Origin of the sequence: Aminobacterium sp. UBA4834, assembly GCF_002400205.1 — a bacterium.
GTDB classification, from domain to species: domain Bacteria; phylum Synergistota; class Synergistia; order Synergistales; family Aminobacteriaceae; genus Aminobacterium; species Aminobacterium mobile.
The window spans coordinates 1-18,945 of the sequence record NZ_DHFC01000004.1 but is presented as its reverse complement, the minus strand read 5'-3'; the positions used below and the strand labels follow the sequence as shown (position 1 = coordinate 18,945).

At 43.9% G+C, this 18,945-nt stretch carries 22 protein-coding genes and 2 riboswitches; of the genes, 13 read left to right on the top strand and 9 right to left on the bottom strand.

Annotated features, from left to right (window positions below; all coding sequences use genetic code 11):
• Positions 1 to 44: 44 nt before the first annotated feature.
• Positions 45 to 1,133: a mandelate racemase/muconate lactonizing enzyme family protein gene (locus tag B3L97_RS01995; RefSeq protein ID WP_286933459.1), complete on the bottom strand. Its 1,089-nt coding sequence runs from the start codon at positions 1,131 to 1,133 to the stop codon at positions 45 to 47.
• A 377-nt stretch (positions 1,134 to 1,510) separates the two neighbouring features.
• Positions 1,511 to 2,029, bottom strand: a complete 519-nt coding sequence (locus B3L97_RS01990; protein WP_286846156.1) for a type 1 glutamine amidotransferase domain-containing protein — start codon at positions 2,027 to 2,029, stop codon at positions 1,511 to 1,513.
• Positions 2,030 to 2,114: 85 nt separating this feature from the next.
• Here B3L97_RS01990 and otsB point away from each other — a divergent pair, with 85 nt between their 5' ends.
• The 10 genes from otsB to thiE all read left to right on the top strand — a co-directional run bounded on the left by otsB (position 2,115) and on the right by thiE (position 11,925).
• Entirely contained in the window at positions 2,115 to 2,936 is an 822-nt protein-coding gene (otsB, locus tag B3L97_RS01985) for a trehalose-phosphatase (RefSeq protein WP_286933457.1), read from the top strand.
• Positions 2,929 to 4,365 (top strand): alpha,alpha-trehalose-phosphate synthase (UDP-forming), encoded by a 1,437-nt coding sequence (locus B3L97_RS01980; protein WP_286933450.1) that lies wholly within the window; start codon positions 2,929 to 2,931, stop codon positions 4,363 to 4,365. The genes otsB and B3L97_RS01980 overlap by 8 nt, the downstream gene beginning before the upstream one ends.
• Positions 4,366 to 4,395: 30 nt before the next feature.
• Positions 4,396 to 4,923: a nitroreductase family protein gene (locus B3L97_RS01975; RefSeq protein WP_286846152.1), complete on the top strand. Its 528-nt coding sequence runs from the start codon at positions 4,396 to 4,398 to the stop codon at positions 4,921 to 4,923.
• 34 nt (positions 4,924 to 4,957) lie between these two features.
• Positions 4,958 to 5,497 (top strand): nitroreductase family protein, encoded by a 540-nt coding sequence (locus tag B3L97_RS01970; RefSeq protein WP_286846151.1) that lies wholly within the window; start codon positions 4,958 to 4,960, stop codon positions 5,495 to 5,497.
• Positions 5,498 to 5,643: 146 nt separating this feature from the next.
• On the top strand, positions 5,644 to 8,103 hold the full coding sequence (gyrA, locus tag B3L97_RS01965) for a DNA gyrase subunit A (protein WP_286933441.1): 2,460 nt from the start codon (positions 5,644 to 5,646) through the stop codon (positions 8,101 to 8,103).
• The gene (locus tag B3L97_RS01960; RefSeq protein ID WP_286933436.1) at positions 8,100 to 8,729 is read left to right on the top strand and encodes a phosphatidylserine decarboxylase family protein; all 630 of its coding nucleotides are present in this window, start codon (positions 8,100 to 8,102) and stop codon (positions 8,727 to 8,729) included. The genes gyrA and B3L97_RS01960 overlap by 4 nt, the downstream gene beginning before the upstream one ends.
• Positions 8,716 to 9,444, top strand: coding sequence for a CDP-diacylglycerol--serine O-phosphatidyltransferase (pssA, locus tag B3L97_RS01955; protein WP_286933432.1), 729 nt, complete (start codon positions 8,716 to 8,718; stop codon positions 9,442 to 9,444). Before B3L97_RS01960 ends, pssA begins: the two co-directional genes overlap by 14 nt.
• An 18-nt stretch (positions 9,445 to 9,462) precedes the next feature.
• A riboswitch (TPP riboswitch) is annotated at positions 9,463 to 9,571 on the top strand.
• Positions 9,572 to 9,612: 41 nt separating this feature from the next.
• The gene (gene thiD / locus B3L97_RS01950; RefSeq protein ID WP_414631804.1) at positions 9,613 to 10,458 is read left to right on the top strand and encodes a bifunctional hydroxymethylpyrimidine kinase/phosphomethylpyrimidine kinase; all 846 of its coding nucleotides are present in this window, start codon (positions 9,613 to 9,615) and stop codon (positions 10,456 to 10,458) included.
• On the top strand, positions 10,445 to 11,296 hold the full coding sequence (gene thiM / locus B3L97_RS01945) for a hydroxyethylthiazole kinase (protein WP_286933430.1): 852 nt from the start codon (positions 10,445 to 10,447) through the stop codon (positions 11,294 to 11,296). Before thiD ends, thiM begins: the two co-directional genes overlap by 14 nt.
• Positions 11,293 to 11,925 (top strand): thiamine phosphate synthase, encoded by a 633-nt coding sequence (gene thiE, locus B3L97_RS01940; protein WP_286933427.1) that lies wholly within the window; start codon positions 11,293 to 11,295, stop codon positions 11,923 to 11,925. The genes thiM and thiE overlap by 4 nt, the downstream gene beginning before the upstream one ends.
• Positions 11,926 to 12,041: 116 nt before the next feature.
• Here thiE and thiW read toward each other — a convergent pair whose 3' ends face one another.
• From thiW to thiT, 5 genes are all read right to left on the bottom strand, one after another.
• Complete coding sequence (thiW, locus tag B3L97_RS01935) at positions 12,042 to 12,575, bottom strand: energy coupling factor transporter S component ThiW (RefSeq protein WP_286933422.1); 534 nt, start codon at positions 12,573 to 12,575, stop codon at positions 12,042 to 12,044.
• On the bottom strand, positions 12,550 to 13,494 hold the full coding sequence (locus B3L97_RS01930) for an ABC transporter substrate-binding protein (RefSeq protein ID WP_286933420.1): 945 nt from the start codon (positions 13,492 to 13,494) through the stop codon (positions 12,550 to 12,552). Before B3L97_RS01930 ends, thiW begins: the two co-directional genes overlap by 26 nt.
• A 24-nt stretch (positions 13,495 to 13,518) precedes the next feature.
• On the bottom strand, positions 13,519 to 14,256 hold the full coding sequence (locus B3L97_RS01925; RefSeq protein ID WP_286933417.1) for an ABC transporter permease: 738 nt from the start codon (positions 14,254 to 14,256) through the stop codon (positions 13,519 to 13,521).
• Positions 14,253 to 14,927, bottom strand: a complete 675-nt coding sequence (locus B3L97_RS01920; protein WP_286933407.1) for an ATP-binding cassette domain-containing protein — start codon at positions 14,925 to 14,927, stop codon at positions 14,253 to 14,255. The genes B3L97_RS01925 and B3L97_RS01920 overlap by 4 nt, the downstream gene beginning before the upstream one ends.
• Positions 14,928 to 14,993: 66 nt before the next feature.
• Entirely contained in the window at positions 14,994 to 15,497 is a 504-nt protein-coding gene (thiT, locus tag B3L97_RS01915; protein WP_286933405.1) for an energy-coupled thiamine transporter ThiT, read from the bottom strand.
• Positions 15,498 to 15,549: 52 nt separating this feature from the next.
• Positions 15,550 to 15,658, bottom strand: a riboswitch (TPP riboswitch).
• Between the two features lie 191 nt (positions 15,659 to 15,849).
• Between thiT and B3L97_RS01910 the strand changes: the two genes are divergently transcribed.
• On the top strand, positions 15,850 to 16,689 hold the full coding sequence (locus B3L97_RS01910; protein ID WP_286933390.1) for an alpha/beta hydrolase: 840 nt from the start codon (positions 15,850 to 15,852) through the stop codon (positions 16,687 to 16,689).
• On the opposite strand, the gene B3L97_RS01905 is transcribed toward B3L97_RS01910, so the two are convergent.
• Complete coding sequence (locus B3L97_RS01905) at positions 16,662 to 17,342, bottom strand: prepilin peptidase (protein WP_286933389.1); 681 nt, start codon at positions 17,340 to 17,342, stop codon at positions 16,662 to 16,664. The genes B3L97_RS01910 and B3L97_RS01905 overlap by 28 nt on opposite strands.
• Before the next feature lie 97 nt (positions 17,343 to 17,439).
• Between B3L97_RS01905 and B3L97_RS01900 the strand changes: the two genes are divergently transcribed.
• A complete protein-coding gene (locus tag B3L97_RS01900) occupies positions 17,440 to 17,895 on the top strand; it encodes a universal stress protein (protein ID WP_286846133.1) in 456 nt (151 codons plus the stop codon).
• 31 nt (positions 17,896 to 17,926) lie between these two features.
• Here the strand turns inward: B3L97_RS01900 and B3L97_RS01895 are convergent, their stop codons facing one another.
• On the bottom strand, positions 17,927 to 18,304 hold the full coding sequence (locus tag B3L97_RS01895; RefSeq protein WP_286846132.1) for a hypothetical protein: 378 nt from the start codon (positions 18,302 to 18,304) through the stop codon (positions 17,927 to 17,929).
• Positions 18,305 to 18,515: 211 nt separating this feature from the next.
• Between B3L97_RS01895 and mce the strand changes: the two genes are divergently transcribed.
• The gene (gene mce / locus B3L97_RS01890; RefSeq protein WP_024822932.1) at positions 18,516 to 18,917 is read left to right on the top strand and encodes a methylmalonyl-CoA epimerase; all 402 of its coding nucleotides are present in this window, start codon (positions 18,516 to 18,518) and stop codon (positions 18,915 to 18,917) included.
• Positions 18,918 to 18,945 lie beyond the last annotated feature (28 nt).

Sequence of the window (18,945 nt, the reverse complement as noted above, 5' to 3'; positions counted from 1 at the left end):
ATAACCTCCTTTTAATCCAACGAGTGAAAACAATACGTTCCTGATTAATTCCACGCAATGTCAGGAATGATAGTGACTCCTATCCCAAACCCTTCGCCAGGTGTAATTACAGGCCCTACAAAGTGTGCTCCGCCAAGATTCAGTAAAGAAGAACATAAAAGTGGACCGTCTATATCTACACGAGTTACATTTGATTTTGAAAGGGCGAGATGAACTGCGGCACTTGCGCTAACCTGGCCTTCTAGCATACTGCCCAGCATAACTTCGGCACCAAATATTTCCGAAATAGCGATAATTTTCATAGCATTGGCGAGTCCGCCGCATTTCATCAGCTTAATATTAACCATATCAGCAGCCTTGCTTCTGAATATTTCTAAAGCGTCTTTGGGAGACCAAATACTTTCATCAGCTACGACAGGAATGCACGTATTCGCTGTTACATGAGCCATCCCCTCCAGATCTTCTGCTTTTACAGGTTGTTCCACAAGTTCGATGTCAAAACCGGCATCTTCCATACTTCTTAGGATGCGGACTGCTTCTGAAGGCTGCCATCCTTGATTGGCATCAATACGTACTTTAACTTCACAACCTACAGCTTCCCGTATTGCTCGTATGCGCTCGAAATCTTTTCCTGTTTCTTTCCCTACTTTAATTTTAAGAACTCTATACCCTAGATCCACGGCATTAATAGCATCTTTTGTCATTTCATCGGGATCGTTTACGCTTATTGTAATATCAGTTTCGATATACTCTCTGTGACCTCCCAGAAGTCGGTATAGTGGAGCTTTGAGGCTTTTTCCCCATATATCGAAAAGTGCCATATCCAACGCTGCTTTTGCGCTCGTGTTCCCGACGATAGATTCTTGTAAAACCTTTAAGTTCCCTTCAAGATCATCCCCGTCTCTTCCTATAAGAGAAGGACGAATATGGTCCTCGATAGCACCTAAAATAGCACCGCTAGTATCTCCCGTAATCTTTCCGGTAGGAGGTGCTTCTCCAAAACCTACTACGTCAGAATCTGTTTCTATCTTTATCACTACATCAGCAATAGAATCTACAGTACGAACAGCGGTTTTAAAAGGTTTTTTAAGCGTGAGAGACATGGTTCCTGTTTGAATAGACGTTATTTTCATATATCTCGCTCCGATCTTTCTCTTAATAGATTATTCTTCTTTGCGAGCCCCACATAGAGTCGTGGCATTCCTTTAACACGTTCTTATCCCATATTGAAAACTCCCCATATATTATTTATATCAATTCTCATCCCCCTTTTTTCAAGAACAAAAAAGCAGGTATCTCCCCCTACAAAGAGGGAAACACCTGCTGGATTTCATCTTCAATGCTGACCGTGTCTTTCGGTCAGGCCGATAGACGAAGCAGCTTATTTATTTTCTGAAATAGGATTAATCCAAAAACAACTTGTTAAGTTGGATCTATATCAACAATAAGTATATCTATTATTAAAAAATTTTCAAGCTATAAAAATCGTCAGAAAATCCCGTCCAGGTTGCTATCCTTTATGTAAAATTTCAAGAAGGGCTTTTGTGAAAAAAGGCAGATCTGCTGGTTTTCTACTTGTGATGATTCGATCAGAAATAACAACCTGTTCGTCTACCCACTGGGCCCCAGCGGCCTTCATGTCATCTTTGATGCTTGGAAAAGATGTAACTTTTTTCCCTTGGAGTATTCCTGCGGAAACGAGCAAGCTCCCTCCATGGCAAATGCTTGCAATAATACCACCGACCTTATAAATTTCATGAACAAGAGCAACAATGTCTGCTGACATCCTCAGCTTATCAGGGGCCCATCCGCCAGGTATTACAAGAGCCTTGGGCATATTGTCCATAATTGTTTGGGCTGTGTATGTAACATCAACAGTAGTTTCATATTTCCCTGTATAGCGATGAGGAGCTACAGGCGCTACGGCTATAGGAGCGTACCCTTCCTCTACGAGTCGATAAAAAGGGTACCAGTACTCTAGATCGTTAAAACCATCTTCTACAAGGATGACTACTCCTTTTCCTGTCAATTTTGTCCTCTCCTTTCCTCTTTTCTATATGTTACAATTTTTGCATCTATTATACTGTTCTATTTCGGAGGGGTGCCGGGGTAAAATGATCATTGATCCTCATCCGGAAGGACCTATTGGAAAAATTTTTGAACAATTTTGGGATTCCATGGGCAGAAGTCCATCTCCTCCTCTTTTGATGAGTGACTATGATGGTACTTTAGCTCCTTTTGTGATGGAACGGGAGAAAGCCTTTCCTTGGCCTGGAATGACAGCATGTATTTCTCGCATAGTGGAGGCTGGCGGCATCGTCGTTTTGATATCTGGGCGAGATGCGAGGGACGTAGGGAGACTTTCTGGCCTTGTAGGAAAAGTTGAAATATGGGGAAATTATGGCAGAGAGCGTGTATTCCCTGATGGTACAGTATTTCAGATACCCCTTGATCCTTCTCAAAAAGAGGGTTTAGAGACGGCCGTTAAAATAGTTGAACAAGAGGGTATCTTGCATTGGATCGAAAAGAAAGAAATGTCTGTAGCTCTTCATTGGCGAGGAAGGGACTGTCGGTTTTATGCGAGGCAGATTGAAAATATTTGTCTAGGTTGGGAAAGTATATGCCGACGCTTTCGTCTCGTTATTTCTCCTTTTTGTGGAGGAATAGAAGTTACTGGTCCAGATATCCACAAAGGAGTGGTGGTGAAAGCTCTTTTAGAGGAGCATCCGAGCTCCGTCTCCGCTTATCTTGGAGACGATGTTTCCGATGCAAAAGCTTTTGCCGCAATGAGAGGGAAGGGGCTTTCTGTTCTTGTAACAGCAGAGGAGAGGGAAACAGAAGCCCTAGTACAGCTATCTCCACCTGGCGAAGTAACGAGCTTCCTTAACAGATGGTGTGCTTGTCTGGCAAGGAGAAGGGGGGCTAGCTATGGATAAATGGGTGGGGAAACGCGTGGTTGTAGTTTCAAACCGTTTGCCCGTTGTTTTGAGGAAAAACAGAGAAGAGTGGGTAGTAGATCCTGGCGCTGGAGGGCTTGTAACAGCCCTTTCTCCAGTATTGAGAAGCCGAGGGGGTCTATGGATAGGTTGGACAGGTTGTAAAGAAGAGATCGGATCTGAGAAGTTGCGGTATATTTTAGAGCCAGTCTCTCGTCGATCTGGTTTTCAGATAATAGGGGTACAGCTTGAAGAACTGGAAATAGAAGGATATTACCACGGTTTTTCCAATTCGGTGTTATGGCCCCTTTTCCATGATTTAGAGACAAAATGTTCTTTTTCCCCCCATTTTTGGGAGTTGTACCTCCAAGTTAATCATAAATTTGCTAAAATTGTTGCTGAAAATACTCGACCTGAAGATCTTATATGGGTCAATGATTATCAGCTTATTCCTTTAGCTGAAAGTTTCAAGAAAATAGGGGTTAAACGGCAATGTGTTTTCTTTTTACATATTCCGTTCCCTCCTCCGGATGTATTTATGAAACTCCCATGGCGAGTAGCGATAATGGAAGAATTACAACAATATACTTTCCTTTGTTTTCAAACTCACCGGGATCGTAAGAACTTTATCAATTCTATGAAGATTCTCTATCCGTCGAGTCATATAGAAGGTCGTGGTATGCTTGTTTCCCTTAATACAGGTATACATCAAATGAAAATAGGCAATCTACCAGCAAGTATCGACTATAAGGCTTTTTGCGACTTAAGTAAAAGAAAAAAAGTTGTAGATAGAGCTCTGAAAGTTCGGCAGGCCGCAGGGGGAAGGCACCTCTTTCTTGGCGTCGATAGATTAGATTACACAAAAGGTGTTCCAGAAAAACTTCGGGCATTTTCCCGGGCTCTTGAGAAATATAGTACGTTGCAGGATAAAATTATGCTTTTACAGGTGTTGGTCCCTAGCCGAGAAGGCATATACGAATACCGGAACCTCCGAGAAGAAATAGAAGAACTGGTTCGCGTTGTTAATAGGCGTTTTTCTACAGATATATGGACCCCCATTACTTATCAGTATACATCAGTTTCCCAAGAGGAGTTAGCAGCTTTATATCATGCTACAGATACGGCTCTCGTTACTTCTTTGAAAGACGGCATGAATCTCGTGTGTAAAGAATATTGTGCTTGCCATTCCAGTAATGGAGGATCCCTTATATTAAGTGAATTTGCCGGGGCGGCTTGTCAGATGAGAAAGGGAGCTCTTCTGGTGAATCCTTACGACGTAGAAGGTGTAGCCGATACCATCCATTACGCAGTGATTATGAGCCTATGCGAGAGAAAATCGCGCATGACAATTTTGAAAAATAATCTTAGAAAACATGATGTATACTGGTGGGGAGAGAAGTTTTTGCTTGGTGCATGGGGGGATTTTTAAGCGTAGATGAAGTGAGGGTGGTGAAATAGAATGAGAATCAGGGATAGCGAGACGATTCGTGCCATTTTGGGGCGTCGAAGCATTCGTCGTTTTGAGGAGAGGCTGGTAGAAAAAGAAAAAATAGAGCTTCTTGTTGAATGTGGATGTGCGGCTCCCAGTGCGGCTAATAGCCGTGCTCGTCACTTCGTGGTAGTAACGGACAGAGAGCTTCTTAATCGACTGGCAGAGGATCATCCCTACGGCAAAATGCTCTTTGAAGCTCCTTTGGCTATAGTTGTATGCGGAGACCCCGAAAAAAGTGATTTTGCTCATCGATACTGGGAAGAGGATTGCTCCGCTGCCATGCAGAATATTCTCGTTGCAGCCCATGCCATTGGTCTTGATGGAGTATGGCTTGGTGTTCGTCATGCTCCTGGCAAGGAGGAATCTATTCGAAAAATTTTATCAATACCCAATCACATAGCAGTGTTGGGTATTGCGGTTTTGGGGTATGGTAAAGAAAAAAAGGAACCTCATCAAGGGATAGATCAGGGCGCTTTGCATATGGAACGGTGGTAGACATTTTTATCATCGATAAAGGAGTTGGTTGACTATGGAGAGAAGAGAGCATCCCGTTATTCAAAATATTTTAGGCCGTCGGAGCATTCGTAAGTTTACATTGACCCCTACAGAGCCTGGCGTTGTCCATATCCTTCTTGAGTGTGCTTTTGCGGCTCCAAGTGCTCATAACAGGAGGCCGTGTCGATTTATAGTGATACAGAGAAGGGAAATATTAGACCAGTTGTCGGTTGCTCATGATTCAGGGAAAATGTTGGCAGAAGCACCCCTTGCTATTGCAGTTTGCGCCGATACGTCTCTCTATCCGGAAGGGGATACAGCTTGGATAGAAGATGGAGCGGCAGCGTTGGAGAACATGTTATTAGCAGCCAGAGCATTAGGTCTTGAGGGTGTCTGGTTAAAAGTTATGGGACGACATCCCCGGGAAGAGCGAGTTTGTCCTATTTTGAAGGTGCCCGCTCATATAAAAGTGATCGGAATCGCAGCCCTCGGATATCCAGCAGAAGAAAAAGCACCTCATCACGGAATAGATAATAATGCAGTTTATAAAGATTGCTGGGGAGGCGAAAAGTAAATTTTCGGCATGCAAATCCTAAAGAAGAGCAGAGCTTCTTCTTTAGGATTTTTCGCCATGCTGTTGAGACGTGTTAAAATGTTATAGTTTGTCATTTATGTTTATAAGCTCTTTTAAAAGGAACTTTATTTGGAGGTAAGAAGTATATGGATGAGAGAAAAGGTGAGCCCCTATTTGGGAAAGTAATTCCTCTCCCCTTAGTGGAAGAAATTAAACATAGCTATCTTGATTATGCCATGAGTGTCATAGTGGGGAGGGCTCTTCCTGACGCCCGGGACGGGCTTAAACCTGTTCAAAGAAGGATCCTTTATGCAATGATGGAACTCGGCCTTCGCCATTCCTCATCGTATAAGAAATCTGCTCGTGTGGTTGGAGAAACCATGGGTAAGTATCATCCCCATGGAGACGCTGCTATTTATGAAACCATGGTGCGTATGGCTCAGGATTTCAGTATGCGCTATCGCCTTGTGGATGGACAGGGTAACTTTGGCTCCATCGATGGAGATCCAGCAGCTGCTATGCGATATACTGAAGCGCGGCTTTATGAAATCGGAGAGCTTATGCTTGCGGACATCGATGAAAACACGGTAGACTGGGGACCAAATTTTGATGAATCCCTACAGGAACCCCTCTATTTGCCGGCCATGCTCCCCAACTTGCTTATTAATGGTAGCTCGGGAATAGCAGTAGGTATGGCAACGAACATCCCTCCTCATAATCTGAGTGAAGTTATAGATGCCCTTGAGTATCTTATCGACACGGATCCGGGAAATGTAGATCTTGGAGAAATTTTGCTTCGTATGCCAGGCCCTGACTTCCCTACGGGTGGAGTTATTCTGGGGAGAGAAGGCATTATTGAAGCCTATCAGACTGGGCGCGGCAAGCTGATCATGCGCGGTAAAACAGAGGTGGAGGAAGGGAAACGAGGAAAAACATCTGTAGTAATTACCGAGATCCCCTATATGGTCAATAAGACCAATCTCATCGAAACTATCGCCAAGAACGTTCAGGATAAGCATATAGATGGGATAACAGATATCCGGGATGAATCTGACAGAGAAGGGCTTCGCATTGTTTTGGAGATCAATAAAGATACTGACCCGAACTTGGTCTTGCGGCAGCTCTATCGTCGGACCCAGCTCCAGAGTACTTTCGGAGTAATTAATCTAGCCTTAGTAGACGGGCATCCCCGGGAGCTTCCTATTATAGAAATGCTCTCTATTTTTCTTAATCATAGACGCAACGTCGTTAGAAGAAGAACCCAATTCCGTCTCGAAAAGGCTCAGGCCAGGGCACATATCGTGGAAGGCCTAGTGAAGGCCCTTGATATTATTGATGAAGTTATCGCTCTCATAAGGGGCTCTAAAACTACAGATGAGGCGAGGAAGGGACTTATAGAAAAGCTAGGTTTTTCAGAGCTTCAGGCTCAGGCAATTCTTGATATGCGCCTTCAGAGGCTTACAGGGTTAGAGCGAGAGAAACTTGAAACGGAGTTAGCTCAGCTTCTTTCTGATATAGAGAGATTCCAGTCTATTTTAGGGAACCCTAAAATCCTTGACTCAGTGATAAAAGAAGAGCTTCTTGATCTTAAGAAGCGCTTTGGAGATGAAAGAAAGACTGAAATTATCGAAGCATTCGAGGAGCTTTCTTTAGAGGATCTAATCCCTGAAAGTGACATTGTTGTAGTTCTTTCTCAGGATGGATACCTGAAAAGGAAAGATCTTGAAGAATACTCCCTCCAAGGGCGGGGGGGGAAAGGCAGAAAGGGAGCGACTCTTCAGGAAGAAGATGAAATAGCCTTAGTGGCCGTAACAGAAACCCATCAAGATATTTATCTTTTTACCTCCATGGGGAGGGTTTTTGCCCTTCGAGGCTATATGATTCCCGAGTCGAAGAGTGGGCGCGGGAAGATGGTAAACCGCTTTATTGCTCTTGAAGAGGGAGAACGTGTAGTGGCCATGCATGGACGTGCGGTGGAAGGAGCGCAGTATGCCTTCTTTATCACTAAAAAAGGCACGGCAAAACGTCTGGATCTCAGTGAACTCAAAAACTTGACACGGGCAGGACGAAGAGTGTTGGGGTTGGATGAGGGAGATGAGATAGCCCAGATAGTCCTTACTTCCGGCGAAGATCATTTGCTGATTGTTACGGCTCAGGGTCAGGCACTTCGAGTTGAAGAGAGTGAGTTTCGCCCGATGGGAAGAGCTGCTCGGGGCGTGAGAGGCATCCGACTTGCGAAAGGCGATTATGTCATTGGTTGCGATAGGGTTTTTGATAATCGCTGGCCCTTGCTTTTGAGTGAAAAGGGTGTTGGGAAACGTACGCGCTACGACGAGTTTATGCTTCGACATCGGGGCGGCCTTGGCGTTAAGGTTATGAATCTCTCCGAAAAGACAGGGCTCATTGTAGGGTGTTGGAGCGTCGCTGAAGAGGATGAGATTATTGCTATTACTAGCCGCGGTCGGATGATTCGTCTTGCTGTGGCAGAGACGCCGGTTTTAGGTCGAACCGCGATGGGAAGCATTATGGTGAGACTTGACGAAGGAGACACAGTAGCAGATGCGAGTGTTGTTTCTACTACGGAAGATGGGGATACTTCTATATGATCGCTCGTGACGGTTGGCCCACTATAATTTTTGCCGCTCTCTTAACAGGAGCCAGTTTTATGATATCTCCGTGGATGGCTGGAATAATGGGAGGGGTTCTGGCTTCGATGGTGTGGTTTTATAGAGACCCGGAACGAATTCTTCCAGAAGAAAAAGAGGGATGGGTGTCTCCGGCAGATGGCAAAGTAGTGGAGGTAGAAGAGGCTTTTCATCCCTATACGGGATCGGCCTTAAAGATAGGTATTTTTATGTCCCCTTTAGATGTACATATAAACAGGGTACCTCAAAAGGGAACAGTAGAGTACTTAGAATATGTTCCTGGTAAAAAGTGGATGGCTTTCGCTCCGAAGGCTTCAGAAGAAAATGAGCGCATGTATATTGGTCTCCATACAGACCGAGGGCCAGTGCTTTTAGTTCAAATTGCCGGTTTCCTGGCACGTCGCATTGTTTGTCGTCTTGAAAAAGGGCAGTACTTAGATCGAGGAGAACGTTTCGGGATGATTAAGTTAGGGTCTAAAGTTGACGTATACCTGCCCAAGAGTGTAAAGTCATCTGTGTATATCGGCCAGAAAGTAAAGGCTGGTAAATCTGTTTTGGGAGTGACGGCGAAAAATGAAAATGATTAAAAAACGGCATCTTTCTTTTCGCGAAATAGCCCCTAATATGGTCACGAGTGGGAATTTACTCTGTGGCATGCTGTCACTGATTCTTTCTTTTCACGGGAAATATGTCCCAGCTGCGTGGTTGGTTTTTTTTGCAGTGTTCTTCGATTTTATGGATGGACGCGTTGCCAGAAGTCTTGGGGGCGGAAGCCAGTTTGGAATGGAATTTGATAGCTTGGCTGATGTTGTGAGCTTCGGAGTAGCACCTGCGTTTCTGATGTATGTTACGTCTCTTCAGGGCTTTGCAGGCGTCACGGGGGGGCTTGCTGTTTGCTTTTTTGCTCTCTGCGGAGCTCTTCGACTCGCTCGTTTTAATGTGGTTCATGTTCCTGGCCCTTTTCAGGGACTTCCCATTCCAGCAGGAGGTCTTTTTCTCGCTTCTTTTGTGATTGCTGGTTTTTCTCTTCCTTCTTATGTGGCAGCGGCTTTGGCAGTAACTACTGGTGTCCTTATGATTTCGAGTGTTCCTTACGGGAATTTAAAGGGGCTTCGTAAAGGGAACAGCAATAAGAAAAAGTTTTTCTTTTTAGGCTTTGTTGCTTTGGCTCTTATTGTAACTCTCCATACCTCAGCCCCTCTGGCGGCTATTTCTATTTATGTCGTGAGCGGGTTGCTTCATTTTGATTGGGGAAAGTGGCTCTCTTTACAGGAGGGAGATCCATTGAAGGAGAGAGTATAGGCAAAGGGTAAAAGCATGCTTTTTATACAGGGGAGCTCATATGGAGCTGAGAGGAAAGCCGGCGTGCTTTCGACCCTTACCACCTGATCCGGATAATGCTGGCGCAGGGAGCTTTTATAAGGAGGAGTTCGCCGTTGCAGGCGGGGCTCCTCTTTTATTTTTTGGGAGGTGCTCTTTTTGGTATTGTATCGTGGTAACGCACTTACTATTGCAGGTAGCGACTCAGGGGGTGGAGCTGGAATTCAGGCAGATTTGAAAACTTTTGCGGCTCTCCATGTTTTTGGCATGTCCGTTATCACAGCGGTAACGGCGCAAAATAGCCTTACAGTTACCGATATCTTCAATCTTCCAGAGGAAAATGTGGAGGCGCAGTTGAAGGCGGTTCTTTCTGACTTTACTGTAAACGCTGTCAAGACGGGGATGCTCAGTCGAAAAGAGATTATTGGTGTAACATGTGAAGCTCTAAAAAACTATCAAATTTCGAACGTTGTAGTTGATCCTGTTATGATTTCTCAAAGTGGGGTGACCCTTATTGCAGAAGAGGCAATTACGGCCATGCAAGAGCAGCTTCTTCCACTTGCCCTGCTTGTAACCCCCAATATGCCGGAAGCAGCCAAGTTAAGCGGTATAGATGTCAACACTCAAGAGGATATGGAAAGAGCTGCCAGAATTATTGCAGGACTTGGCCCCAAAGCAGTGCTTGTAAAGGGTGGTCATATGGAAGAAGATGAGGCGGGAGAGACAGTTGTAGATGTGCTTTTCAATGAAGGGAAGATTACAGTTTTTGAAGATTCTCGAATCAATACCCAGAATACGCACGGTACAGGCTGTACTTTGAGCGCTGCTATTGCTGCGGAATTGGCTGCGGGACGAGACCTTCTCGAAGCTGTTTCTTTAGGGCGACAGTATTTACGTCTGGCTTTAAGCCATAGTTTTAAACCAGGTCATGGATGGGGACCTTTAGGTCATGCTGTAAGGCCTTCTTGGGTTGTCGATTCGAATGATACGGAGTGATTCTGGGTATTCGATTTCAGAACTGGCGTCTGTCTGGTCGGATCTAAAAAAGGAAAAACCATTAGTCTACCAGCTGAGCAATATGGTAGCAGCATCTCTTCAGGCTAACGTTTGTTTGGCTTCCGGAGCTTCTCCAGTCATGTCTTTATGTAGAGATGAAGCAGGGGGCTTTGTAGCTCAAGCTGATAGCATTCTTATGAACGTGGGAACGCCCACATCAGAAAGCCTTATGGCGGCAGAAGCAGTCCTTGTTGCTTTATCTCAAACTCCCGAGCATAAGGCTTTGATCCTTGATCCAGTAGGTTATGGGGCTACTGACGTGCGAAGGGATTTTGTCCATCGTATTTTAGAGAGTGGGCATGTCTCTATAGTGAAGGGCAATAGCGGAGAAATGTGCCTTTTAGGTGGGGAAGAGGGCGTTATTCGAGGAATAGATGGGGGGGCAGCTCAAGGGGATGTGAAAAAAGCGCTCTCTCGCATATCTGAACAATATAATGTAGTTGCCGTAGCTACTGGTGAGATAGATGTTATCGTTTATGGGGAAAATACCTTTTCGGTTAAGGGCGGAAGCCATTGGTTGCCAGAGATAACGGGCAGTGGTTGTTCTGTAGGAACGATCATTGCTGGGTGTGCTGCTGTAACGAAAGATCCTCTTCTTGCCAGTTTGACTGGACTTATAGCTGTTTCCATAGCCTCGGAACGTGCAGAAAAAGTAGAGTGGGTACGAGGCCCCGGTTCCTTTGGCTGTGCTTTTATAGATGAGATATATCGTCTATCTCCTCCCGATTTCTTCGACGCAGAGAGTCGATGGGAAGGGAGTAAGGAGAGATGTTTATGAAAAACATAATGGAAATGCTGAAGCTTTATGTCATTCCAGATAGAAAGATTGGAGCCCCTTTTTCTCTGGAAGAACAGACAGAAGCAGCTCTTCGTGGAGGTGCCACCTTAATTCAACTGCGAGATAAAGAAATGGAAGGACGTTGTCTTTTTGAAGTAGCGCAGTCTCTTAGAAAAATATGTCATTGTTATGGTACCCCTCTCATTATTAATGACCGTGTTGATGTGGCTTTAGCAGTTGGGGCAGATGGGGTTCATCTCGGTCAGGACGATCTTCCCCTTGAAGCGGTAAAACCCTTTGTTCCTGACTCCTTTATAGTGGGAGTTTCAGCTCATACGGAGGAAGAGGCGGAACAGGCTCTGGCCCTGGGTGCTTCCTACATTGGCATAGGCGCGGCCTATCCTACAGGAAGCAAAGTGGATGCGAAGGTGGTGGGGCCCTCTCGTATTCGAGAGATTATGAGAAAGGTTCCCATTCCGGCGGTAGCCATTGGAGGCATTACTATAGATAAAATTCCCGAAATAATGACGACTGGAGTTCAGGGGGTGGCCCTTATTTCAGCAGTAATAGGAGCCCCAAATATTCAGGCTGAGGCTCAAAAGATAATGTCTTTAATAGAAAAGAAATGAAGAGAGAGGGTGTTTCAAAACACCCTCTCTCTTTCAATTTTAATTCATTTTCCCCTAACAGACAGAGACGTTTTCTTAACTGTTTGTTAGACTTCATTTTCTGCTGTTGTTTCTCCCTATAGATAGAAATTTTTAAATAGCCCCATTCGTTTTGTTAAAACCACAAGCCCATATCCCAACAAAGCACCAGGGATACTGCTAGCGAGAAAGGCCATCTGGAGTCCTCCCAGAGCTGGAGTTTTTTCTATAGCAGGGCCTATGACCAGTGCCGAAAGAGTGGCTCCTATAGGTCCTGTCCCCAAGGGCTCTGCTAAAGCTGCCCAATCTTTTTTGAAGAGGCGATAGGTAAAACCCACCATTAGAGCGCCTGGAATGCTTCCTGGAAAGGCAAAAAGGCTTCCTGTCCCCATCATATTTCGAATGAAGCTCGTTACAAAAGCAATGGAAGCAGCCCACCAAGGACCAAGCAATATGCCAGAAAAAGCGTTAATAGTATGTTGAAAAGGAAAACATTTAGTGGGTCCGAAGGGAATATATACTCCAGAGAGCAGTACTCCTGCGGCAGCAAGAAGACCTGCTACAGTGAGCTTTTTTATATGCCTTTCTGTTGTTGTAAGGGGGGCACTATTTTCTGTTCCACAGGATGTCATACACGTTCACTTCCTTTCCGATCATTCCAATAGATAAGGCGAAATTAGCAAATTCTTGCCACTTCTCTTTGTCAAAAGACTGGCTTTCTGCAAAGAGGTGGAGAGTTTTCTCTAGAGCAGCGAATTCTAGTTTCTCTTCAGCTTCAGGTACAGCCTTTAAATACAGGTCCAACGATTCTTGGGGAGTTCTGCGTGTTTCCTCTATTGCTTCCTGAAGAGCCTGGCAAAAAGTGGCAATAGCTTTTTCTCGATTTTGAAGGTTTTTTTCTCCAGAGATGAAAACGAGTTCGTCATAGTCAGGTATACCGTATTTTTCAAGTTCGAAGTAGCCTGCTTTGTATCCATGTTGTTCCAGCTCTACGACTTCATAATTCTTATATGGCCCCATAACGGCATCTACTTTCCCTGTGGTGAGAGAAGGCAAGATGGAAAACCCCACATTGATGAGCTTGTAGTTTTTTACGTTATTTTTCCGGGCAAATCCATCTGTAAGAAAATCCATCATTCCTGGGACGGTATAACCGATATTCTTCCCTTCAAGATCTGATGGTTCCCTTATATCTTTATCATCTATAAAAAGAAGAGTAGACAGAGGGTGGCCAATAAGTCGTCCAACAACCTTTATAGGTATTCCTTCTGATGCTGCCATGATAGCCTGAGGTTCATAAGCTATAGCTAAATCTACGTGACCAGAGGCAGCTAGTTTAAGAGGATCTGCAGTTTCTGCAGGAGAAAGGATAGATATATCGAGCCCGTATTTATCAAAAATGCCTTTTTCTTGGGCAACAAAAAGGGGGAGATGATCAATATTAGGGAACCAATCAAGCATAAGGGAAAGCTTTTCTGCTCCCCATAGCGGAGAAACTATAGTCATAAGACATGCACAAACAATAAAAATAGGTGTTATCTGCCTTTTCATATGTGTCCCTTCTTTCTTAAAAATTTATCGATTCCACGTAATAACTTTTTTATTTAAAAAGCTAACAATGCTCCAGAGGGATATCCCTATAATAGTAAGCCAGAGTATGGCAGCAAAAACCATATCGACCCGAAGGCGAGCATTCCATTGGATCATAAGATAGCCAAGCCCACTTTGGGCCCCTACCCATTCCCCAATAACGGCGCCAATAGTGGCAACGGAAACTCCTACTTTAAGGCCGGCAAAAAAGTAGGGTAAAGCCCAGGGCCAGTAGAGATAACGAAGCCTTTTAGGAAAAGATGCTCCCATAAGGGTAAAGAGTTTATCGTAGTCTGAGTCGCAACTCTTAAACCCTTCCAGCAAGTTGACAGTTATAGGAAAGAAGATAATGAGGGCTGCCATACAGACTTTGCTCCAGATTCCGTATCCTAGCCAAATTATCAATAAAGGCGCTAAAGCGAAGACTGGTATAGCTTGAGAAGCTATCAAGAGGGGGGAGAGAGCTTGTTCCACCAAAGGTGAGGCAAACATGAGTATGGACATGGGAATAGCCACGATGACTGAGAGGGCAACTCCTAAAAGGATTTCGAAACACGTGATTAGTGCGTGATGAGCTAAAAGTGGAGCCTGAAAAATAGCTACGGAGACAATACGCGACGGGGCTGGAAGTATAAAGACAGGAATCTGGATAATTCTGCAGAGAACCTCCCATATTCCTATTAGCAGGAAGAGTAATACACATGAAGCGATTCGACCTTTCATTGTATTCCTCCTGCTTCCAACTCATTGAGAATGCGACATCTCAATGTCTCCATAGATGGTGCCATCGAATCACAGAGAGTAGGACGACATATGTGAATAGTATCTTGAACTCTCATGGGGCTGGCAGTGAGAACAATAATGTCATCGGCGAGAGCAAGGGCTTCATCTATATCGTGAGATATCATCAATACCGTTTTCCCATATTGATTCTTGAGCATGGCTAAATAAGTTTGGAGACCACGTCTTGTGATAGCATCCAGAGCAGAAAGAGGCTCGTCTAAAAGAACTATTTCCCTTTCGAACATAAGGGTTCGAATAAGAGCGCATCTTTGTCTCATCCCTCCTGATACAGATTGAGGAAGATACGATTCAAAACCCCCTAACCCAAAGTGCGAGAAAAGCTCATGGGCTCTCTGGTGTTCAGCAGGACCCTTTTTGCCAGCGAGCATAGAGGGAAGCAGAGCATTTTCCAAGAGGGAGAGCCAGGGAAGGAGCAGGTCTTTTTGTTGCATATAGGCTGCTTTAGTGCCAAGATGAGGAAGCTGTTCCCCTTCCCACTCTATAGAGCCACTGTCGCGAGGAAGTATCCCTGTCAATATGTCAAAAAGAGTAGTTTTCCCGCACCCTGATGGCCCGATGAGGACAGAGAAACTCTTTTGAGGCAAAACCATATTGACCCCTTCTATAACAGAAAGGTTGTTAAAGCGTTTATTCAGGTTTTGTATGCGAAGCATTTGTCACTGGTTAATATGTGAGAGCCTTTTCCAAACCATATAGGTCACGAGAATGCTCAACGCCAAATTAGGTACCATATAACTGCTGTTATAAACGATTGAATAGAGCCAGACATTTGTTCCTTCAGGGGCATAACTCCCGAAAAAAACGACTCCCGAAAGCACGTGACAGATAAGGCGACCACAACTTCCTAACGTTAAACCAGCCCACAGCGGTTTACGTATAAGTGCGGCAATACCTAATACCCCAAAAGCTAATGGATAGTCGAGAAGAGCTTGAATTGGATGCACCACATATCCACCAAGCAGAAGTTGGACTAATCCAGCTACAAGCCCTGCTCCTACTCCCCATTTAACACCGTGACGAAGCGCAAAAAGCAACAACGGGATATTTTCCAGTGTCACCGATCCCCCTTGAGGCATTCGCCATAGCTTTAAATGAGAAAAAGCTACAGTCATGGCTACTGCCAAGGCCCCTTCAACCAATACTCGAGTTTTAGTACGCATGAATTTTTCCTCCTTGTGTGTCTGCCGGAGGAAGGAAGGGAGTAACTTGTCGGAATATTTCTCTAGACTTCCCTTCGCCGGCATGACCCGGATCAGGTTCTAGGGGTCGAGACCTCTCGTCTCCTCTCAGCCGGTTTACGCCGACTCCCCCAGTACTTTATTATCTTCATTGTGACCCTAGAAAGTGGCTTTGTCAAATCAGGAAGAGAAAAACAATATAATATATAATAAAAAAACGATAGAGATTTTTTTAGGGTGAGAGCTTTGATACCGGTTTCTTAAAAGGATGTAAAAAAGCAAATGTGATGAGGCATGTTTCTCTTGCTTTTAATTGAGGCGAAAGAGGTGTGTGATGTCTAGAGAAACTCTATTTGTAGAAGGAAGCTTTGGTGATAAAAAAGTTTCCCTTAATTATGTTCCGTCGAAGGTCCCATCTCGCCAAGTGTTGATCCTTTTTCATGGGGTTCATGGATGTGCTTCTCTTCAAGAAGGAAATAAATATGCTGTCCTTGCGAATATGCTCTCTTCATTGGATATTTCTATTTATTTGACAGAAACGAGCCGTATTCGTCACGATAGAGAGACTTTCGGAGAAAACAGAGACCAATGGGCTATTGCAGCTTTTTCGGGAAAAACATATGCAATGGATCTTTTCGATGCATGTTCAGCTTTTCAATTTGTGGAAAGGCGACATCCTGAAGCAGAAATATATCTTTGGGGGTTTTCCTTAGGGGGACTTCATTCCGTTATGATAGCAGGGGATGGGTACATATCGATGCTGCAAGGCTCGAATATGCATGCTCCTCTTTTACAAAAGAAACCTTCAGGCCTTATCCTTTCCGGAAGTGGCGACGGAATAAGAGTCGACAAAGCGAAAGAAGCATTTAAACTTCCTATTTTGGACACAGTAGGAAGTCAGCAAAAACTGCTTCATTCTGCTTCTCATATTGACCGAGGATGGGCCGTTTGTTTCTATGGGGATGAAGACTTGACTTTCAGCGAGAGAGCATGTCGTCGCCTTTGCGGGGCTATTGCTGTACGGGATAAAGAGTTCATTATTATTCCAGGGGCAGATCATTCTTTTAGAAAGCTTTATGGGATCCCTTCTATTAAACCGTTGCAGATGATGACGTCTCATATTGCCAAACGCTTTTCAACTCCATATCAATTTCCCCATGGCCAGGGTAAATGAAGTCCGAATATGTGCTCTAACATAGGTGCGGCTAAAAGCGCAATGATTCCTCCCAGAGCAAGGAAGGGGACAAAAGGGATCGGTTGCTTTTTATGAACTTTACGGGCTAAAAGTAAAAACGAAGCAATGAGTCCACCGCAAAAAAATCCAATATAAAGAGAACAGAGAGTGAGCTTTGTACCTAATCCCATGCCAACTCCTCCCATGAGCTTAATATCCCCTTGCCCGACGCCCCCTTTGCTGAACAATCGGATTGCTCCCATTATACCTACACCTATACCTGCTCCCAATATGCCGTCGATGAAGGCCGTCTTGCCTCCTAGAATACGTATTGCAAAAGCTGAAAGAACCATGAGAAAAGGAATAACATCAAATACATATCCGCTATATAGATCGGTGAGAGCGGTGAAAAAAAGGCATGATCCTATTAAAAAGGCCAATAAAAGAGAGAAAGAAAAATGCCAAATTAAATAGAACCCAGTCATCATGATTAAAAAGATTCCTCCAGAAATCAACGGCCGGGAAAAAAAATGTTGAATTCCCAGAGTTTCTTCAAGACGCACGTTTTGAGTTATGTTTTGAGCTTCATGTTCAAGAAAAACGCCACAAAAAAAAGAGAACACAAGAAAAAGAATCATAAAGAATAAATTCATTTTGCCTCCATATGCAAGCTCTTTTTAAATAATTGGAAATAGTACCCATATATCGTTTATAATATTATCATTATCGACCCTAAAGGGGGGGATAGATATGAAAAAAATACTTGTTGCTGTGGATTTGAGCAAGGTTTCGGAGGAAGTTTTTGCTTATGGTTGTTCTTTAGCCCTCCGTCTTGGTGTTCATGCGACATTTATTCACGTTATGCCTCACCCTACCTTATGGAAAGGGTATGAACCATGGTTGCCTCCTGAAATTGATATGGAGATCTCAGAGATAGCCAGGAAAAAACTTGAATATTATTTCAAGAAGGCAAAGGAGAAGCTCCCAGAACTTGCAAATGTTGATTTTGATATGGTGGTGAAAGAAGGGAGCCCTTCTGATGTTATTATCGACTTTGCAAAGCAGGGAGATTACAACTTAATTGTGATAGGGTACCGAGGGCAAAGCACCATAGAAAGGCTTGTAGTAGGAAGCACGGCTGCCAATGTAGCTCGCTATGCTCATTGTTCCGTGCTTATTTATCGTCCTGGCCTTGAAATTTTCTAGAGAAGCGGGGGTACCCCCGCTTCTTCTTTTCTTAAGGTTTCCTTCCCTTTTCTCCGTATCGTTCCTGGCCATATGTTCGTCTTGTCTCTGTCGATGTGGAGCGACGTTTCCCTTCGTCTAGGTTTTTTTGAAATTCTTTCAAAAGTCGCTCTCTTTTTTCCTGTTCTTCTTCCTCAGAGCTAACATTACGTTCAATGTATTTCAGATCGATGAGCGCTTGAATATAACGAATATCTACCCCAACTTCTTCAGCAAGTTCTTCAGCATTGTACTCTTGAGAGGCATGATCCCTCAAAAATTCTCTGACGCGAGGATAGAGGTCATCAAGCTCTTCAAGGCACTGGGGGCAGATTTTCCCGCTATTGGAAGTGAATACCTTTCCACACAGCTTACATGTTATAAGATGCACGGAACGATTTCCCCCTTTTCTTTTTATTAAAAAGTCCCCGTAATAATACCTTATAAGAATTGTACCTTAAAACCTTGATTTTAGAGAGAGGAAAGTGGTAATTTGAGTTTTCTTTGTTAAGATTAGTAACGTTGCATTAGTATATATAAAGTCATTTGAAGCGTTATTAATATCTATAGTGATTATAAGTTTAACAAAGGAGGTCTGTCCAATGAAAGTCACCGTTGTAGATCACATTGGTATTGCGGTGAAAAGTATTGAAGAGTCGCTTAAGATATGGGAAAGTACCTTGGGAATTAAGTGTATAGGAATAGAAGAGGTGACAGATCAAAAGGTTAAAACGGCTTTTTTACCTATTAAGGATACGGAAATAGAACTTTTAGAGCCGACGGAAGATGAAAGCCCTATTGCTAAATTTATAGAAAAACGTGGCGAAGGAATTCACCATATAGCTCTAAGAGTAGAAAACGTAGAAGAAGCTTTGGCTGAATTGAAAGAAAAAGGGGTTCGGCTTATTGATGAAAAACCGAGGTGTGGTGCAGGAGGAGCAAAAATAGCGTTTGTTCACCCTAAAGCTACAGGTGGTATTTTACTCGAACTTTCTGAACGATAAAGGAGAAGTGAGCGATGACGAATCGCAG

Excerpts from the sequence above, each read along its gene's own strand:
- thiW (WP_286933422.1), bottom strand. The coding sequence starts at position 12,575 with ATGACATCCTGTGGAACAGAAAATAGTGCCCCCCTTACAACAACAGAA.
- thiT (WP_286933405.1), bottom strand. The coding sequence starts at position 15,497 with ATGCGTACTAAAACTCGAGTATTGGTTGAAGGGGCCTTGGCAGTAGCC.
- gyrA (WP_286933441.1), top strand. The coding sequence starts at position 5,644 with ATGGATGAGAGAAAAGGTGAGCCCCTATTTGGGAAAGTAATTCCTCTC.
- B3L97_RS01905 (WP_286933389.1), bottom strand. The coding sequence starts at position 17,342 with ATGAATTTATTCTTTATGATTCTTTTTCTTGTGTTCTCTTTTTTTTGT.
- B3L97_RS01970 (WP_286846151.1), top strand. The coding sequence starts at position 4,958 with ATGGAGAGAAGAGAGCATCCCGTTATTCAAAATATTTTAGGCCGTCGG.
- B3L97_RS01995 (WP_286933459.1), bottom strand. The coding sequence starts at position 1,133 with ATGAAAATAACGTCTATTCAAACAGGAACCATGTCTCTCACGCTTAAA.
- B3L97_RS01960 (WP_286933436.1), top strand. The coding sequence starts at position 8,100 with ATGATCGCTCGTGACGGTTGGCCCACTATAATTTTTGCCGCTCTCTTA.
- thiM (WP_286933430.1), top strand. The coding sequence starts at position 10,445 with ATGATACGGAGTGATTCTGGGTATTCGATTTCAGAACTGGCGTCTGTC.
- otsB (WP_286933457.1), top strand. The coding sequence starts at position 2,115 with ATGATCATTGATCCTCATCCGGAAGGACCTATTGGAAAAATTTTTGAA.
- B3L97_RS01910 (WP_286933390.1), top strand. The coding sequence starts at position 15,850 with ATGTCTAGAGAAACTCTATTTGTAGAAGGAAGCTTTGGTGATAAAAAA.
- thiE (WP_286933427.1), top strand. The coding sequence starts at position 11,293 with ATGAAAAACATAATGGAAATGCTGAAGCTTTATGTCATTCCAGATAGA.
- B3L97_RS01975 (WP_286846152.1), top strand. The coding sequence starts at position 4,396 with ATGAGAATCAGGGATAGCGAGACGATTCGTGCCATTTTGGGGCGTCGA.
- B3L97_RS01925 (WP_286933417.1), bottom strand. The coding sequence starts at position 14,256 with ATGAAAGGTCGAATCGCTTCATGTGTATTACTCTTCCTGCTAATAGGA.
- B3L97_RS01930 (WP_286933420.1), bottom strand. The coding sequence starts at position 13,494 with ATGAAAAGGCAGATAACACCTATTTTTATTGTTTGTGCATGTCTTATG.
- mce (WP_024822932.1), top strand. The coding sequence starts at position 18,516 with ATGAAAGTCACCGTTGTAGATCACATTGGTATTGCGGTGAAAAGTATT.
- B3L97_RS01900 (WP_286846133.1), top strand. The coding sequence starts at position 17,440 with ATGAAAAAAATACTTGTTGCTGTGGATTTGAGCAAGGTTTCGGAGGAA.
- B3L97_RS01920 (WP_286933407.1), bottom strand. The coding sequence starts at position 14,927 with ATGGTTTTGCCTCAAAAGAGTTTCTCTGTCCTCATCGGGCCATCAGGG.
- pssA (WP_286933432.1), top strand. The coding sequence starts at position 8,716 with ATGAAAATGATTAAAAAACGGCATCTTTCTTTTCGCGAAATAGCCCCT.
- B3L97_RS01980 (WP_286933450.1), top strand. The coding sequence starts at position 2,929 with ATGGATAAATGGGTGGGGAAACGCGTGGTTGTAGTTTCAAACCGTTTG.